The organism is Kitasatospora sp. NPDC089509 (assembly GCF_044749365.1).
Lineage (GTDB): Bacteria > Actinomycetota > Actinomycetes > Streptomycetales > Streptomycetaceae > Kitasatospora.
Genome location: NZ_JBIVHS010000039.1, coordinates 58,936 through 75,017 on the forward strand (window position 1 = coordinate 58,936; position 16,082 = coordinate 75,017).

Below are 16,082 nucleotides of genomic sequence, written 5' to 3' on the forward strand. Positions count from 1 at the left end.
GTTGCGGTGCGCCCGGGGGTGGCCGGAACCCGCGGTGGCGGGTGCCGGCCTCTGGCACCATCGGACGGATGGGGCAGTGGGAGGCGGCCGGGCCGCGCTTCGTCGTGGGCGCGGGATACGCGCTGTACCGGGGGCCGTTGGCGGACAGCGTCCCGCACCGGCACGCCGCGTTCCAGGTCGCCGTCGCGGTGGCGGGCGGCGAGGTGACGGTCGCGGACGGAGCCGGGGCCCGCCACCGGGGCCCGGCGGTGGTGGTGCCGCCGATGGTGTGGCACCGGATGGCGCCGGCCCGGCGGGTGCTGGCGTTCTTCGTCGATCCGCACTGCGCGTTCGCGGACCGGCTGCGCGCCGACTGCGGTGACGGCGTCACCGTGGCACCCCAGTGGCGGGACCTCACCGAGGAGGCCCTCCGGCCGGCCGGGATGCTGCCCTCGGCCGAGGTGGACGCCCGGCTGTGGGCGGCGCTGGAGGCACTGACGGACCACCCGGTCGCGCCGACCGACCACCCGGTCGCGCTGCCGGCGCTGGCCGCCCGGGTGGGACTCTCACCGCAGCGCCTGCGGGCCCTGGCCCGGCGGCAGTTGGGGGTGCCGCTGGCCCGCTGGCGGATCTGGCGGCGGCTGGCCCGCGCGGCCGAGGCGCTGGGCGAGGGGTGCACGCTCGCCGAGGCCGCCTTGGCGGGCGGCTTCGCGGACCAGGCGCACTTCAGCCGCCAGATGCGGGAGATGACGGGGCTCACGCCGTCGGAGGTGCTGCCGGCGCTGCGCGCCCCGGCCCGGGTGGACCGTCGCCCGCACCCGGTCCCGCCGCACCCGGTCTACTCGCGACGGGCGACGTAGAGCGACAGCGAGCCGGTGACCGTCGAGACGGTCTCGGCCTCGCGCACGCCGTGGAACCCGGCCTCGGCGATCAGCCGGGGCAGGATGCCGTCGGCGTTGGGCTGGGTGTCTTCCTTGCCGTCCGCGAACTGCACGATGCGGAACGCCAACCGCATGGCCGCCGTGCGCTGGCGCCCGTAGTCGGCGATCACCAGCTTCCCGCCGGGGCGCAGCGCCGCGTGCATGGAGGCGAGGACGGCCTGCTTCATGGGGACCGGGCACTGGTGCAGGACGAGGCTGGACACGACGGTGTCGGCGGCCTCGGCGCCGACGAGTTCGGCGACGGCGTCGCCCATGCCGACCCGCCACTCGGGGTCCGTGCCCGCGGCGGCCGCCTTGCGGCGGGCGAGTTCGAGGGTGCCGGGGTCGGGGTCGACGCCGATGACCCGGGCGCGTGGCTCGACCCGGCCGAGCAGGACCGCCAACGAGCCGGTGCCGCAGCCGACATCGACGATCACGTCGTCCGGGCGGGGGGCCACGTGCATGGCGAGCAGGCTGCGCCACAGGCGTTCGCGGGTGAGGGCGACGATGGGATCGTAGAGGCGCAGCGGGGCGAGCCGGCCGGCGGCGGGGGTGAAGGCGCGATCGGTCATGCGGGCCAGTGTCGGGCGGGGGGCGGCGCGGCGTCTTGAACGATTCGCTCGCCGCACCGGCCCCATCACCGAGCCGGCCCGCTCACCGAACCGGCTCGCCGCTGCGGACAGGGTCGGGCAGCGGCGGGCCGGGCGTCGGGGCGGATCCGGATCAGGCGTTGTTCAGACGCTCAGCCTGGTAGGGACCGCAGGCGGCGGACTGGATGCCGGTGGCGGAGACCCAGTAGCCGGGCGGGGTCGGGGAGTCGGCGCAGGCGATGATGCCGTTGTAGGCCACGTTCAGACGCCCGCCCAGGTACTGGCCGCAGCTGCCGACCTGGAAGTTCGCGGTGATCACGTAGTTCGACGGGATCGGGGAGTTGCCGCAGAAGGTCATGCCGTCGGAGGCGGTGTTGATCCGGGCGCCGAGGTAGATGCCGCAGGCGGCGTTCTGGTAGCTGGAGGTGATCACGTAGTTCGCCGGGATCGGCGAGTTGCCGCAGACCGCGATGCCGTTGCTCGCGATGTTGACCGTCTCCCCGTACCACTGGGAGCAGGTGCTGTCCGGTCCCTCGCTGGTGATCACGTAGTCGGCCGGCAGTGACCCGTTGGAGTTCCCGCAGATCCGCATGCCGTTGGTGACGGTGTTGATCCGGCCGGTCTGGTACTGGCTGCAGCTGTTGGTGCTGTAGATGGAGGTGACGGCGTAGCCGCTCGGTACCGGGCCGTTCAGGCAGATGGCGAGCCCGTTGGACGGCGGCTGGATGGTCTCGGTCAGATAGCCGCCGGTACAGCTGCCGGTGAGTGACTCGGAGGTGATCACATAGCCGGGCGGGACCGGGACGTTGCCGCATATGGTGGCGGCCTGGGCGGTGCCGGCGAAGAGGACGACACCGCCGGCGACCAGGGTGAGTGCGGAGAACAGGCGCACCAACCAGGCGGTGGCGGACTTCAGGGACGTGAAGGGCTTCACGGGCTTCACGGGGATCATGCGCGACTCGCTTCCGACGGGACGGGCAAGGCCGACGCGAGACTAGTGGCAGCACCGGCGCCGCCGCCATGGTTCTGCTGCGAATAATTGACGCGCGCTCAACACTCGCGCCGCCGACGCCGCGGAACGGTGGCGAACGACCCCATGGCGGCGCCGACTTCAGGCGTCGGCGCCGCCTCCGAGCACGCTCAGTCGGTGACCGTCAGGGCGAGCTTGCCCCGGACGCGCCCGGTCTCGCCGTGGGCGTGGGCCTCGGCGACCCGCTCCAGCGGGAAGGTCCGCTCGACCTCCACGACCACCTCGCCCTCGTCGATCAGCCCGGCGATCGTGGTCAGCGCGGCGCCGTCCGGCTCGACCAGGAACGGCGTCACCCGCACGCCCGCCGCCTCGGCGGCCGCCGCCAGCTCCGGGGAGACCCCGGCCGGGACGGCGACCAGCAGGCCGTCGGGGCGGAGCACCTTCAGCGCGCGGGTGCTGGTGTCGTCGTGGTCGTCGCCGACCAGTTCGAGGACGACGTCGACCCCGGTGACGGCCTCCTCGAAGCGGGTGGTGGTGTAGTCGACCACCTCCTCGGCGCCGAGTTCCTTGAGCCAGCCGTGCCGGCCGGCGCTCGCGACGGCGATGACGTGGGCGCCCAGGATCCGGGCGAACTGGACCGCGAAATGGCCGACGCCGCCGGCCGCGGCGGTGATCAGGACGCGCTGCCCGGCCGTGACGTGGGCGGCGTCGTTCACGGCCTGCCAGGCCGTCAGCGCGGCCAGCGGCACGGCGGCGGCGTGCGCGTGGTCGAGGGTCGCGGGCTTGCGGGCGAACTGCCGGGCGGGGGCGGTGACGTACTCGGCGTAGGCGTTGGCGGCGTGCGGGAACCGCGGCATGCCGTAGACCTCGTCGCCGGGCTTCAGGACGGTCACCCCGAAGCCGACCTCCTCCACCACCCCGGACACGTCCCAGCCGAGGGTGAACGGCGGCTCGCCGATCAGGTCGGCCATGCCGGAACCGGTACGGGTCTTCCAGTCCACCGGGTTGACTCCGGCGGCGTGTACCCGCACCAGCACCTCGGTGGGCAGCGGCACCGGCCGCGCCACCTGCGCGACCCGCAGCAGCTCCGTCCCGCCGAAGCCGTCCTGGACCACCGCGCGCATCGTCTCTCCGGACATCTGCAAACTCCTCAAGCGAGGTTCCCGGGAGGGCCGTCCGCGGCCCTCCCCTTGACGTCGGCGACGCTATCCCCCGGGGAGTGGTTACCATCAAGGTCTACTACTTCCCTTTGGGAAGTGACGAGGTGAGGAGTGCCAGCATGGCCATGACCTGCCCGAGCGGGCAGCACGGGGAGCACGACGTCTACGCCGCCCAGTGCCGCTGCCGCCCGCTGCTCGACCTGCTCGCCAACAAGTGGTCCGCGCTCGCCATCGGCGCCCTGGAGGACGGCCCGCGCCGCTTCGGCGAGCTCCAGCGCAAGCTCCAGGGCGTCAGCCCCAAGGTGCTCACCCAGACCCTGCGCCGCCTGGAGGAGTACGGCTTCCTCGACCGCACCGTCTACCCGGCCGTCCCGCTGCACGTCGAGTACGCCCTCACCGAGCTCGGCCGCAGCGCCGCCGTCCCGCTCAACCACCTGCGCAGCTGGGTGGAGCAGAACCTGGACCAGGCGGTCCGCGCGGAGCCGGTCGCGAGCTGACCGTCGTGCACCCGGCGTCCGCCCCGACTCCCGGCACCGAGCCGGGATCCGGGGCGGACGGGCTCCGGGTTCAGTCGGCCGCGCGTCGCCGACGGCGGAGCACGAGGACGGCGCCTGCGAACGCGACCGCCGCACCCGCACCGCCGACCAGCGCGGGCGTCGAGGACGAGGCCGCCGCCAGCCGCTCCCCGCCGCCGAAGCCGCTGGACATCCCGGCGGTGTCGTACGACGAGCCGGGCAGCTTGTCCGCGTAGCGGGCCTTGACCAGCTTCTGGTAGTCGCTCAGCGAGACCGAGTCCTGGCCGTTCAGGCCTTGCCGCGCCTGGTCGTTGAGCGGCTGGACGGTGGTGAGGCTGAGCTGGTACCAGCCGCGGATCTGCGGCTCGCTGAACACCAGCGTCCCCGGGGTGGCCTTTCCGGCGTACACGGCGTCGCCGTCCCCGTCGCGCACGGCGGCCAGGTGCCAGCCGCCACCCTGGCTGGGGGCGAGCATCACGGTGGCGTTGCGCCCGTTCACCGGGGCGTTCAACGCGGAGACCAGATGGCTCAGTTGGATCGCCGAGGAGGGAAGGGGCGGGGCCGTCCCGGCGACGAAACCGGGGGTGATCTCGTTCAGGGCCAGCGGGTCGTTGACGGTGAACGCCGGAATGCCCTGGCACGGGTCGGCACTGTCCGGGATCGGCTGCGCCGTCCCGGCCCCGTTCCCCTGCGGCAGCGGGACGCCGAGGAAGCGGCAGACGGCGTTGCGGACGTCGGTGGACTTCACCAGGTCGAGCGCGGCCTGGTAGTCCGGGATGTCCGCCGGGACCGGATCCTTGGCCGGGGCCGCGTGGGCGGGGCCGGCCAGGGTCAGCAGCGCGGCGGCTCCGGCCGCCAGGACGGTGGCCGGACGGAAGCGGCGGGCGACCGTCCGCCCGCCGGTCGTGCGGGTGTCGTGCATGCCGCGTCGCCTCATCCTGAGATGCCGATCCGGGAGTGGGTCCACTTGAACGAGCTGTTGCTGACGTAGTCGCTGTAGTTCCACCAGGTGTAGGTGGTGGTGTCCGGCCAGGGATCGCCGACGGCGATGGTGTTCTTGACGGTGTCGAAGCCGTAGACCACGTTCATGTGGCCGCCGCCGGACGTCCAGCCGATCCGGGCTCCGATCGGCCGGGACGCCTTGATGTCGGTGTAGACCTGGTTGAACGTAGCCGCGCTGTTCAGGCCCGTGCCGGTGTGGGTCATGCCGAGACTGCTCCAACCCTTGGCCATGTCCCCGAGCGTGGCGGGCTGGTTGTTGCAGCCACCGGCGGGCTGGGCCCGGCTGCAGAAGTCCGTCTGCGTACTGCCGAAGCCCTGGAACTGGGCGATGGTCAGCCCGGAGGCCACCCAACACCACTGGGACTTCTCCTGCTTCAGCATGGTGATGGTGTCCTGCCCCGCCTCGGCGCGGGCCTGGCCCGCTGCCGCGGTGAGCAGGGCCGAGGCCGTCAGGGCGACGGCCGCCGCCGTGCTCGCGACTCTGGATCTGGATCTGGGTCTGGATCTGCCCATGGGTCTGCCTTCCCGCACGAGTGCGATGAGTACCGGGGATTTCGCAGAGCCATGACAACACGAGACGATTCGATCACAGAGAGTACACGAAGGAACTCCACCCGTACGGGCCAGCAGGCGCCGGCCCGCCGATGGTCAGCGACCCGCTTCCGGGACCGGCACTCCGGCCGTCCCGCTGAGGGCGTCGGCCTCGAACGCGGCCCGCATCCGCCGCCGGTAGCGCCGCGTCCACAGCACCAGGCCCGTCACCACCACGACCTCGACCACCGTCGAGAGACCGCTCACCACCGTCACCGGCAGCGTGAACACCAGCACCACCCGCACCAGCGCCTCGGCCAGCAGCCCGGCCCCCCAGAGCGCGGTCGTCAGCAGCCGGCTGCGCCGCACCGCCGGGGTCGCCGGGAGCGGGTCCGGCAGCCGCCGGGCCAGGTAGGCCATGGCCGGGGTGCGGGTGCCGCAACTGGCCAGGAACACCAGGCCGGCCAGGGCGCTGGTGGCCGGGTCGCGGAGCAGCAGCAGCCGCTCGTCGTGGGCCGGCAGGGCGATGGCCAGCCCGAGGACGTAGGTGGCGAGCACCAGCCCGGTCACGGCGTCCATCCGCCGGTTTCGGACGATGTTCCACAGCAGCCGGGCCCCGGCCACCCCGGTGGCGGCCAGCAGCGAGACGGAGACCGGATAGCCGGCCGCCTGGCAGCCGTAGAAGGTGGCGGGCGACAGCCCGATGTCGTAGGCGAGGCCGATCTTCCTGGCCCGCGCGGAGGGAACGGTTTCGGGACGGGACGTCCGGCGTACCTTCGCCGGAGCCGATTGGGTGCTCTGGTGAGTGGTCATGCCTCGACGCTACGGAGCGGCCCCCACGGCGGGATCGACCCGGGGGCGGAGCACCGGGTGGAGATTCCCCGCCCGCGCCCTCCACCCCCCCCGGTGGGATGCCGGACGCAGCCCCACCGGGCGAGCGTCCGGCTCAGCCCTCCCGGGCGAGGACGGGCTCGGCGTCGTCCGCGGCGTCGCTCAGGCCCAGGCGCAGGTGCTCGATGTGGTAGACGGCCTGGTCGAGCAACTCGGCGACGTGGTTGTCGTAGAGCGCGTAGACGACCGAGCGCCCCTGGCGCCGGCCGACGACCAGGCCGAGGTTGCGCAGCAGTCGCAGCTGGTGGGAGCAGGCCGACTGCTCCAGGCCCACCTCGTTCGCCAACTCGGTGGCGGCGCACGGGCCTTCGCGCAGACGGGAGAGGATCAGCAGACGGGAGGGGGTGGCCAGGGCCTGCAGGGTGGTGGCCACCCGGGCGGCGCTGATGGCGTCCAGGCGCGTGTGCGGGACGGCGTTCTTCGCGGCGGCGGCTCCATGACCCATGGGTTCATCGTACAACCTATACATGAAGGCCTGTTCATATGATCCTGTATGGTGAGCGGGTCGCCAGCCCGGCGCCGCTCCGCCCTGTCCTGCCCCGGCGCCGCTCTGCCTCGCGCCGCCCTGCCCTGTTCCGGCCTGCCCGAAGGGTCCTGCCCGTCATGTCCTCCACCCTGATCGAACGCCCCGCGCCCGGATCGGCGGCCGCGTCCGCCGGCACCGCCCCGCGCCGCCGCACCCGGGTGCTCGCCCTCCCCGAGGCGCGCTGGGCCGCCGCCGCGACCGTGCTGTTCCTGATCGCGCTGCCGCTCCAGCTCACCGGTGCCCCGGCCTGGGCCTGGGGCCCGCTGTACGCCCTCGCGTACGCGACCGGCGGGTGGGAGCCCGCCTGGGCCGGACTCCAGGCCCTCAAGGAGAAGACCCTCGACGTCGACCTGCTGATGATCGTCGCCGCGCTCGGCGCCGCCGCCGTCGGCCAGGTGATGGACGGCGCGCTGCTGATCGTCATCTTCGCCACCTCCGGCGCACTGGAGGCCCTCGCCACCGCCCGGACCGCCGACTCGGTGCGCGGGCTGCTCGACCTCGCCCCGGCCACCGCCACCCGACTGCTGGACGACGGTACCGAGCAGAGCCTGCCGACCGCCGAACTGGCCGTCGGCGACACGGTGTTGGTGCGGCCCGGCGAACGCGTCGGCGCCGACGGACGGGTGCTGGACGGCGCGAGCGAGGTCGACCAGGCCACCATCACCGGCGAACCGCTCCCCGTGCCGAAGGCGGCCGGCGACGAGGTCTTCGCCGGCACCCTGAACGGCACCGGCGCGCTGCGCGTCCGGGTGGAACGGGACGCCTCCGACTCGGTGATCGCCCGGATCGTCGCAATGGTCGAGGAGGCCTCCGAGACCAAGGCGCCGACCCAGCTGTTCATCGAGAAGGTCGAGCAGCGCTACTCGATCGGCATGGTCATCGCCACGCTCGCGGTGTTCGCCGTCCCGCTCGCCCTCGGCGCGGCGTTCACCGGCTCGCTGCTGCGGGCCATGACCTTCATGATCGTCGCCTCCCCGTGCGCCGTCGTCCTCGCCACCATGCCGCCGCTGCTCTCCGCCATCGCCAACGCCGGCCGCCACGGCGTCCTGGTCAAGTCCGCCGTCGTCATGGAACGCCTCGGACAGATCGACGCCGTCGCCCTGGACAAGACCGGCACCCTGACCGAGGGCACCCCCCGGGTCACCGACATCCGCCCCCTGCCCGGCTCCGACCTCACCGAGGACGAGCTGCTGGCCCTGGCCGCAGCCGCCGAGCACCCCAGCGAGCACCCGCTCGCCCGCGCCGTCGTCGACGCCGCCCGCACCCACGCGCTGTCCCTCGCCGAGGCCGAGGACTTCACCTCCACCCCGGGCGTCGGCGTCACCGCGACCGTCGACGGCCGGGCCGTCACGGTCGGCGCCCCCACCCGGCTGCTGGACGACACCGACGAGGCCACCCTCGCCACCACCGTCGCCACCGAGTTGGAGCAGGACGGCCGCACCGCCGTCCTGGTCACCCTGGACGGCGTCCCGGTCGGGCTGCTCGGCATCGCCGACCGCCTGCGCCCGGACGCCGCCGCCACCGTCACCGCGCTCGCCGCCCTGACCGGCACGGCGCCGGTGCTGCTCACCGGCGACAACCCGCGGGCCGCCGCCCGCCTGGCCGCCGAGGTCGGCATCACCGACGTCCGCGCCGGGCTGCTGCCCCAGGACAAGGTCACCGCCGTCAAGGAACAAGAAGCCGCCGGCCGCAAGGTCCTGGTCCTCGGCGACGGCGTCAACGACGCCCCCGCCCTGGCCGCCGCCCACACCGGCATCGCGATGGGCCGGGCCGGCTCCGACCTCGCCCTGGAGACCGCCGACGCCGTCGTCGTCCGCGACGAACTCGCCACCGTCCCCGCCGTCGTGGCGCTCTCCCGCCGCGCCCGTGGCTTCGTCGTGCAGAACCTCGTCATCGCCTCGGTGTTCATCACCGCCCTCGCGGTGTGGGACCTGGTCGCCACCCTCCCGCTGCCGCTCGGCGTCCTCGGCCACGAAGGCTCCACCGTCATCGTCGGCCTCAACGGCCTGCGCCTGCTGCGCGAAGCCGCCTGGACCAAGGCCTCCGCCGAGGGCCGCCGATGAGCCGCCGCAGCCACCGGGCCACCGTCCCCGCCCAGGGGGCGGCCCGCTGCACCGTCACCGTCTGCCGGGGCTGCTGCTGCGGCACCCCCAAGGTCCCCGGCCTGGACCACGCCGCCCAACTGGTCGACCTGCGCGCCTCGCTGGCCCGGGTCGCCGAGGTCAGACCCACCACCTGCCTGGACTCCTGCGAGCAGGCCAACGTGATCGTCGTCCAGCCCTCCGCCGAGGGCCGACGGGCCGGCGGCCGTCCGGTCTGGCTCGGCCTGGTCAACGACGCCGACGCCGCCCGCGACATCACCGCCTGGGTCGAGGCCGGCGGCCCCGGCCTCGCCGACCCGCCCGGCGTCCTCGACCTCTACGCCTTCACCCCGTCCCGGCGGATCCGCCAACAGCTGCCCGACTGACCGCCCCCGTACGAGGATCCACCACCATGACCACCACCGACCGCGCCGCCCTGCTCAGACGCGGCTTCGCCCTGGAGTACGCCACCCTCGGCTGGAACGTCATCGGCCTCACCGTGCTGGCGGTCGCCGCCTGGGCGGCACACTCGGTCGCGCTCGCCGGCTTCGGCCTGGACTCCCTGATCGAGATCGGCGCCTCCGCCGTGGTGATCTGGGAGCTGTCCGGCACCGGCGAGGACCGGCAGCGCCGGGCCCTGAAACTGATCGGCGCCGCCTTCGCCGTGCTCGCCGGCTACCTCCTGGTGCAGTCCACCTGGGTGCTCGCCACCGGCTTCCGCCCGCACCACTCCCCGCTCGGGATCGGCTGGACGGCGGTGACCGCCCTGGTGATGTCCGCGCTCGCCGCCGGCAAGGCCCGCACCGGGGCCGCCCTCGACAACCCGGTGCTCCGGACCGAGGGCCGGGTCACCCTGGTCGACGGCCTGCTCGCCGCCGCCGTCCTGGTCGGACTGGTGCTCAACTCGCTGGCCGGCCTGTGGTGGGCGGACCCGGCCGCCGGATACGTCCTCGTCCACTACGCCGTGCGCGAGGCCAAGGAGATCCGCTCCGGCCTGCACTGACGGCCTCGGCTCGCCCCTCCGGGGGAACGCTCAGCCCCTGCCGATCCGGCGGCCGCTGACCTCGTCCGGCCCTGGACAGCGAAGGCGTCACGGCCCGGTCCCGGACCGTTCCCCGGGTTCGGCGGCGGGGAGCCCCCGGGCCCGCAGCACCTCGCCGACGGCGAAGGCGACCACGGCGGCGATCACCACCAGCGGGAGCTGGTCGGCGGCGTCCCGGCCGAGCAGGAGGGAGGCCAGGACGGCGGCCGAGACCGGCAGCCGGAGCACGGCGGCGCCCGCGGCCGCCATGCCGACGGCGAGTGCCGGGGCGGGCGCGAAACCGGGCACTCCGGCCAGCGCGGTGGCGAGCGCGGGACCGATCAGCAGCGCCGGGAAGACCGGACCCCCGCGCAGACTCCCGAGCGACAGACCCCAGGCCACGCCCTTGAACACCACCAGCAGCAACAGCGCGGAGACCGGCCAGGATCCGGGATCCGCCGCCAGGTGCGCCAGCGTCGCCTGGCCGGAGAGCGCGACCTCCTCCGGGGAGCGGCCGGTGGCCAGTGCGTAGCCGCCCGCGCAGGCCCCCACGGCGAGCGCGGCGGCGATCGTCGTCGCGGCGGTGTGCCGGGCGGCGCGGTCGGCCACGACCCGGCCCAGTCGGGTCGCGGCGACCACGCCGCAGGCGATCACGGCGGCGAGCGGGATCCCCCACAGGAAGTCGCCCGGGGCGGGCGGCCGGTCCGGCGGCACGGCCGGCAGGTTGAGCGCCCCGATGCCGAACCCGGACCACCGGCCGAACCCGGTGAAGACCAGCGCGCCGACACCGCTGGCGAGCAGACAGGGCAGCATCAGCAGGAAGAGTTGCGGTCCCCCGATACCGGCCGCCTCGATCAGCAGCACCGCGGCGACCAGCGGGTTGCCGAAGACGGTGGAGATCGCGGCCGCGGAGCCCGCCGCGCCCAGGACCGGCGCGAGCCGCGGGTTCTGCTCCCGCCGGGCGGGCCGCACGGCGAGCAGGGCCAGCCCGCTGCCCAGCGCCATCAGCGGTGCCTCGGGGCCGAGCACCGCGCCGAGGCCGAGCGAGGCGAGCGCGGCCAGGACGATGCCGGGCAGGTCGCGCGGCCTGGTCGGGGTCGCGTCCAGGCCGCCGACCGGGACGTGGCCGCCGCGGCCGGGCAGCCGGGTGACGGCCAGGGCGACCAGGGTCCCGCAGACCAGCAGGGTGGGCAGCGGCCACCACCAGGGGGCCCGGGACCAGCCGAGGGCCTGCGGCAGGGCCTCCCAGACTCCGTGCTCCAGCGCGTGCGCCAGGCTGACGAACCCGAAGGCGGCCAGCGACACCGGGATGCCGACCAGTCCGGACACCAGCAGGAGCCGCCGGTACCCGCGGTCGCGCAGGAGGACGTGGAGCCGGACCGTCTCGGCGGAGGTCTGCTCCTCGGCCATGGCCCGCCTCCCTGGGTGTCCGCCCGGTTCCGGTCCCAGGGTTCCATCGCCGGGGCCGTCCCGGCCTTACGACCACCGCCACCGGAGTGACGCCCGGGGAGCCCGCCCAGGGTCCGTCCGGCCGGTCCCGGGGAACGACGGCCCGGCGCGGCCGCAGACGGATCGTGCGGGGCAGGCGGGCCCCTCCCGCCCTCCCCTCCCCCCACGTCGGCGTCGGCGGCACGCATCCGAACGGATGAGCACCTGTCGCCGCCCCTCCTGCCCCGGGATTGGCTGGACCGACCAACGGCACGGCGAGAACGGAGCACCTGATGTCGCCATCGGACGGCGGGGCCGGGCCGGAACCGGAGCCCGGGAGGTCCCCGGAGCTGGCGGACCTGCGGCGGCGGATCGCCGCGTTGGAGGCCGGGGGTGCGCCGGGCCGGCCGGAGCACCACCGGGCGCGGGCGGCCGGCTCGGCGGCGCTGATCGTGATCGCCTCGGTGCTCGCGCTGCTGGCGGTGGTGGCCGTGTGGGCGCGGGACGAGGTGACCGACACCAACCGCTTCGTCGCCACCATGGCGCCGTTGGCGAGCGAACCGACGGTGCAGGACGCCGTGACCAACCGGGTCACCACCGTCGTGCTCCAGCAGATCGACGTGCCGTCCCTGGTCGGACAGCTCTCCCAGGCCGCCGCCCAGGCGGGCGTGCCCCCGGTCGCCGCCAACCTGATCGGCTCGCTGAGCGGACCGATCGGCGGCGGGCTCTCCAGCCTGGTCGGCTCGACCGTCCACCGGGTGGTGGCCAGCTCGGCCTTCGCGACGGTCTGGACCGACGGGATCCGCGCGGCACACGCCTCGATGGTGAAGGCGCTGACCGGGCAGGGCGGCGGAGCCGTGTCGCTGGCCGACAACCAGGTCACCATCGACCTCGCACCGGTCATCGAGCAGGTCAAGACCGAGCTGGTGGCGGCCGGGCTCGGACCGGCGGCGAGGATCCCGGCCGTCCACACGTCGTTCACCGTCTACTCCTCGGAGTCGATCGGGAAGATCAAGACCTGGTTCCGGCTGCTGCAGATCCTCGGCAACTGGATGCCGCTCCTCACGGTGGCGGTGGCGGCGGCCGGGGTGCTGCTCGCGCGTGACCGCAGACGGGCCCTGGCCTGGGCCGCCGTGGGGGTGACGGCGGCCATGCTGGTGCTGGGTGCCGCGCTCACGGTCTTCCGCGGCTACTTCCTCGACCAGCTCCCGCCCGGCGTCGACGCGGGAGCGGTCGGCACGGTCTACGACGCCTTGGCGCGCTTCCTGCGGATGGCCGTGCGGACGGTCGGCGTGCTCGCGGTCCTGGTGGCGCTCGGCGCCTTCTTCATCGGACCGTCCAAGGCCGCGACCTTCGTCCGCACGGCGTGCGGCACCGGGATGGGCGGCGTACGGCAGGCAGCCGATCGGATCGGCTTCCGGGCCGGTCCCGTCGAGTCGTTCGTCCGTCGCTTCAAGCACGCGATCGGGGCGGCGATCCTGCTGGTCGCCTCGCTGGTCTTCGTGTTCTGGGCGCACCCCACGGCGATGACGGTGTTCTGGTTCGCCGTCGTGGTCCTGATCGCCTTCGGCGTCCGGGAGTTCCTCGCGCCCGGTCCAGGACCTGCCGGGCACACCACGTCCCCGGGCGCCCCCGGCTCCCGGCCCGCTCCGGGCTAGGCACCGGGCCAGGCGCCAGGCAGGGCCCGGTTCAGCGCCTGGGCCTTCGGGGCCGGTGGTGGGCCGCCAGCTGCTCCCGGGCGCTCTGCCACTTCAGCCGTGCCTGGGCGATCACCTGGTCCCACTCCCGGCGGACCTCGTCGTCGGCCGGGCGCTCCCCCCGGGCGAGGCGGTCCAGCTCGTCCCGCACCTCCCGGCCGACCGCCGCCGATCCGACCAGGACGAACATCACGCCGAAGAGTGCGGAGACCAGGGCGAAGACCGCGCCCATCGCGCCGTACTGGGCGGCCGACGAATTGAACAGGCGGGGCAGATAGACGGTGGCGCCCACCGAGTACGCGGCCTCCACCACCGCCGCGACCAGCCCGAACGGAAGCAGCTCCCGCAGGCCGACCCGACGCGCCGACAGGACCCGGCCGCTCCAGACCAGGAAGAGCGCGGTCAGCGGAGCCTGGGCGACCGCCCCGCCCAGGGGCGGTCGTCCCTGCCCCAGAACGGCGGTGAACCACGCGGTGACGGTGAGGTAGCCGAGCAGCCCGGCGATCCATCGCAGGCCGTTCAGCGTGTTGCGGACGCTCAACGGCGGCAGCTCCCAGACCTGTTCGAACAGCCGCTGGACGGCCCGCGAGAAGCTCAGCAGCGACACCGCCAGGAACAGCAGCCCGAACACGCCCACCCCGGCGCTCACGTCGCCGCTCGGCGAGAAGACGTACCGCACGGCCTCCGCGCCGCCCCCGGTGAGGTGGTACCGGTCGATGATGCGGTGCGCGGTGTCCTTCGAACCGAGCCGGGCCAGGACGACGCCGGAGACGATCAACAGCGGAACCACGGCCGAGAAGCCGCTGGAGGCCAGCGCCATCGACCGGTCGAAACCTACGAGCCGCTGGAACCGGCCGACCACGCGCAGCGCGAAGGCGGGCCGCAGCCAGAAGGTCAGGGCACGCAACAGGCTCTCTCGGGTGACCAGCGCCGTCCCGCCCTCTCTCGTCGTCCGGCCCGGCGGATTCGCGACTTAGCGCTAACCGCCGCGGACGTACGGGAAACAGACTTCACCCGCACGGTGCAGGCGGGGGCGGGAAGCGGTTTCACCCGGAGCCCTCCGAGCCCACCGAAGCCGAGGGGCCGCGGCCTCCGCCGGCCGATCGGGCCGACGGAGGCCGGGGGTCAGCGGACGGGCATCTGGAGGTCGTAGTCGCGGAAGTCCACGGCGTACCAGGCGACCATCTGCGAGGCCACCTTGAACATCTGCGAGTGGATCGGGGCCAGCAGCGGGAACTTCTGCTGGACCTCGTAGGCGGGCCGGTACAGGAAGGGGGCGAGCGTGGCGACCGGGGTGTCCATCGCCGGATTGGCACTGATCTCCAGCACGTCGGCGACGTGCTCGTCCATCATCCGCACCATCGACGCGCCGACGGCCCCGGCGCCGGGGAAGATCTTCCGGTCCATCCAGTCCAGCATGTTGCGCGCCAGCTTGACGCCCTCGTCCGAGCGGGCCCGGTGGTTGGCGGCCGCGTCGGCGAGGACCAGGTTGGCCTGTTCGAGGGTCCTGGGGTTGTAGGCGTCCTTGATGCCCAGCAGCCGGCCGCCGACCCGCACCACGGCCATCAGCTCGTCGATCTGCCGCGGATCGGGCCGGAAGTCGAACTTGGCCGCGAGCTGGACGTTGTAGGCGCCCACGTACATGAGCTCCTCCACCTCCAGGCGCTGGCTGATCGGCATCCCGTCCCGGGCCTGGTTCCACCCGTGCGCCAGCCCCATGTGCCGGGCCGCCGCGTGCACCAGGCGCAGTTTGGCCATGGTGATCCAGGCGTTGCCCGACGGTTCCCAGTTGGCGCCGTCGAGGGTGTCCCAGAGGGTGTTCATGGTGCGGGAGAAGCGTCGGCCGATGTCCATCACGAGGTCGTACTTGGCGTACCAGACCGACTTGGCCAACAGCGGGTCGGCGAGTGCGGCGAAGAGGCCGCCGAAGGCCTCGGTCACCGTGATGGCCTCCATGTTGCCCTGCATGAGCTTGATGGAGTCGCCGTTCCTGACCCGGTCCATGACCGCCTGCTCCTCCGCGGTCAGCACGGAGTTGCGCCGCAGGAAGTCCTCCAGCACCGGCGGCGCCGCGGCCGGCACCGGCTGGTCGTTGCGGGTCCAGTCGTGGAAGACCTGGTTGGCCAGCACCATCTGGTCGTCGCGCACCAGCTGGTCGACGACCGCGTCGGCCTCCGGGTCTCCCTCCAGTGCCGCCCGGTCTCCGGGCAGCACCCAGGTCGGGTCGGCTCCGGGGGCCGCGGCGGGGCTTCGGTGCTCCGCCGCCTGGGCGGGATCGGCGGACGGCAGGGCGGCGGCGGCACCTGCGGCGAGGGCGGCGGCCAGTGTGGTTCGCCTGGTGAGGGATTGGTCCATGAGGCCCATGGTGCGTGGCCGATCGACCACGATCCCGGTGATCAACTCGGTGATCACCCGGATGATGACCCGGCGTCAACGCGGGATGGACGGTCCGCCGCCGCGCCCGCGGAACCCGCCGGGCCAGGCGGGTGGACGCGCGTTGATCAGACGTATACCGGCGGGCGCGATGATCGACCTGTGAGCGGCCCGGACCGGGCCGACCGGCCCGGCGGGGCTACCCGTTACCCGCCGGCAGCGACGCCCGGTCCGCCGGCCGCCACGTCAGCACCAAAGACCGCCCGGCGCCGTCCGGACCGGTGGGAAGCAAGAGGAGAAAGTCGTTGAGCAACGAGAGCCTGGCCAACCTGCTCAAGGAGGAGCGGCGTTTCGCCCCGCCGGCAGAGCTCGCCGCAGCCGCCAACGTCACCGCGGCC

At 73.9% G+C, this 16,082-nt stretch carries 16 protein-coding genes; 6 read left to right on the top strand and 10 right to left on the bottom strand.

Annotation, left to right across the window (positions count from 1 at the left end; all coding sequences use genetic code 11):
• The first annotated feature begins 68 nt into the window (after positions 1–68).
• A complete protein-coding gene (locus ACIP4P_RS42595; RefSeq protein WP_400929118.1) occupies positions 69–839 on the top strand; it encodes a helix-turn-helix domain-containing protein in 771 nt (256 codons plus the stop codon).
• Here the strand turns inward: ACIP4P_RS42595 and ACIP4P_RS42600 are convergent.
• The 3 genes from ACIP4P_RS42600 to ACIP4P_RS42610 form a co-directional block, all read right to left on the bottom strand.
• Positions 818–1,471 (bottom strand): methyltransferase domain-containing protein, encoded by a 654-nt coding sequence (locus ACIP4P_RS42600; protein ID WP_350518559.1) that lies wholly within the window; start codon positions 1,469–1,471, stop codon positions 818–820. The genes ACIP4P_RS42595 and ACIP4P_RS42600 overlap by 22 nt on opposite strands.
• A gap of 151 nt (positions 1,472–1,622) precedes the next feature.
• The gene (locus ACIP4P_RS42605; RefSeq protein ID WP_400929121.1) at positions 1,623–2,423 is read right to left on the bottom strand and encodes a hypothetical protein; all 801 of its coding nucleotides are present in this window, start codon (positions 2,421–2,423) and stop codon (positions 1,623–1,625) included.
• Positions 2,424–2,629: 206 nt separating this feature from the next.
• The gene (locus ACIP4P_RS42610) at positions 2,630–3,598 is read right to left on the bottom strand and encodes an NADP-dependent oxidoreductase (protein WP_400929124.1); all 969 of its coding nucleotides are present in this window, start codon (positions 3,596–3,598) and stop codon (positions 2,630–2,632) included.
• Between the two features lie 140 nt (positions 3,599–3,738).
• Between ACIP4P_RS42610 and ACIP4P_RS42615 the strand changes: the two genes are divergently transcribed.
• A complete protein-coding gene (locus ACIP4P_RS42615; RefSeq protein ID WP_400929127.1) occupies positions 3,739–4,116 on the top strand; it encodes a winged helix-turn-helix transcriptional regulator in 378 nt (125 codons plus the stop codon).
• 70 nt (positions 4,117–4,186) lie between these two features.
• Here the strand turns inward: ACIP4P_RS42615 and ACIP4P_RS42620 are convergent, their stop codons facing one another.
• From ACIP4P_RS42620 to ACIP4P_RS42635, 4 genes are all read right to left on the bottom strand, one after another.
• A complete protein-coding gene (locus tag ACIP4P_RS42620; RefSeq protein ID WP_400929129.1) occupies positions 4,187–5,056 on the bottom strand; it encodes a hypothetical protein in 870 nt (289 codons plus the stop codon).
• A gap of 11 nt (positions 5,057–5,067) precedes the next feature.
• A complete protein-coding gene (locus ACIP4P_RS42625) occupies positions 5,068–5,649 on the bottom strand; it encodes a papain-like cysteine protease family protein (RefSeq protein ID WP_400929132.1) in 582 nt (193 codons plus the stop codon).
• Positions 5,650–5,784: 135 nt separating this feature from the next.
• Positions 5,785–6,480 (bottom strand): VC0807 family protein, encoded by a 696-nt coding sequence (locus ACIP4P_RS42630; protein ID WP_400929135.1) that lies wholly within the window; start codon positions 6,478–6,480, stop codon positions 5,785–5,787.
• A 133-nt stretch (positions 6,481–6,613) separates the two neighbouring features.
• Positions 6,614–7,003 carry an ArsR/SmtB family transcription factor gene (locus ACIP4P_RS42635; protein WP_400929138.1) on the bottom strand — a complete coding sequence of 130 codons (390 nt, stop codon included), beginning with the start codon at positions 7,001–7,003 and terminating at the stop codon, positions 6,614–6,616.
• 158 nt (positions 7,004–7,161) lie between these two features.
• Between ACIP4P_RS42635 and ACIP4P_RS42640 the strand changes: the two genes are divergently transcribed.
• The 3 genes from ACIP4P_RS42640 to ACIP4P_RS42650 are packed head-to-tail and all read left to right on the top strand — an operon-like array spanning position 7,162 to position 10,168.
• On the top strand, positions 7,162–9,147 hold the full coding sequence (locus tag ACIP4P_RS42640; protein WP_400929141.1) for a heavy metal translocating P-type ATPase: 1,986 nt from the start codon (positions 7,162–7,164) through the stop codon (positions 9,145–9,147).
• Positions 9,144–9,551, top strand: a complete 408-nt coding sequence (locus ACIP4P_RS42645) for a (2Fe-2S) ferredoxin domain-containing protein (protein WP_400929144.1) — start codon at positions 9,144–9,146, stop codon at positions 9,549–9,551. Before ACIP4P_RS42640 ends, ACIP4P_RS42645 begins: the two co-directional genes overlap by 4 nt.
• Positions 9,552–9,577: 26 nt before the next feature.
• Entirely contained in the window at positions 9,578–10,168 is a 591-nt protein-coding gene (locus ACIP4P_RS42650; RefSeq protein ID WP_400929147.1) for a cation transporter, read from the top strand.
• An 87-nt stretch (positions 10,169–10,255) separates the two neighbouring features.
• Here the strand turns inward: ACIP4P_RS42650 and ACIP4P_RS42655 are convergent, their stop codons facing one another.
• A complete protein-coding gene (locus ACIP4P_RS42655) occupies positions 10,256–11,596 on the bottom strand; it encodes a chloride channel protein (protein ID WP_400929150.1) in 1,341 nt (446 codons plus the stop codon).
• A gap of 311 nt (positions 11,597–11,907) precedes the next feature.
• Here ACIP4P_RS42655 and ACIP4P_RS42660 point away from each other — a divergent pair, with 311 nt between their 5' ends.
• The gene (locus ACIP4P_RS42660; protein WP_400929153.1) at positions 11,908–13,272 is read left to right on the top strand and encodes a hypothetical protein; all 1,365 of its coding nucleotides are present in this window, start codon (positions 11,908–11,910) and stop codon (positions 13,270–13,272) included.
• Positions 13,273–13,303: 31 nt separating this feature from the next.
• On the opposite strand, the gene ACIP4P_RS42665 is transcribed toward ACIP4P_RS42660, so the two are convergent.
• Positions 13,304–14,218 (bottom strand): YhjD/YihY/BrkB family envelope integrity protein, encoded by a 915-nt coding sequence (locus ACIP4P_RS42665; protein WP_400929156.1) that lies wholly within the window; start codon positions 14,216–14,218, stop codon positions 13,304–13,306.
• Positions 14,219–14,436: 218 nt separating this feature from the next.
• The gene (locus ACIP4P_RS42670) at positions 14,437–15,666 is read right to left on the bottom strand and encodes an oxygenase MpaB family protein (RefSeq protein ID WP_400929159.1); all 1,230 of its coding nucleotides are present in this window, start codon (positions 15,664–15,666) and stop codon (positions 14,437–14,439) included.
• Positions 15,667–16,082 lie beyond the last annotated feature (416 nt).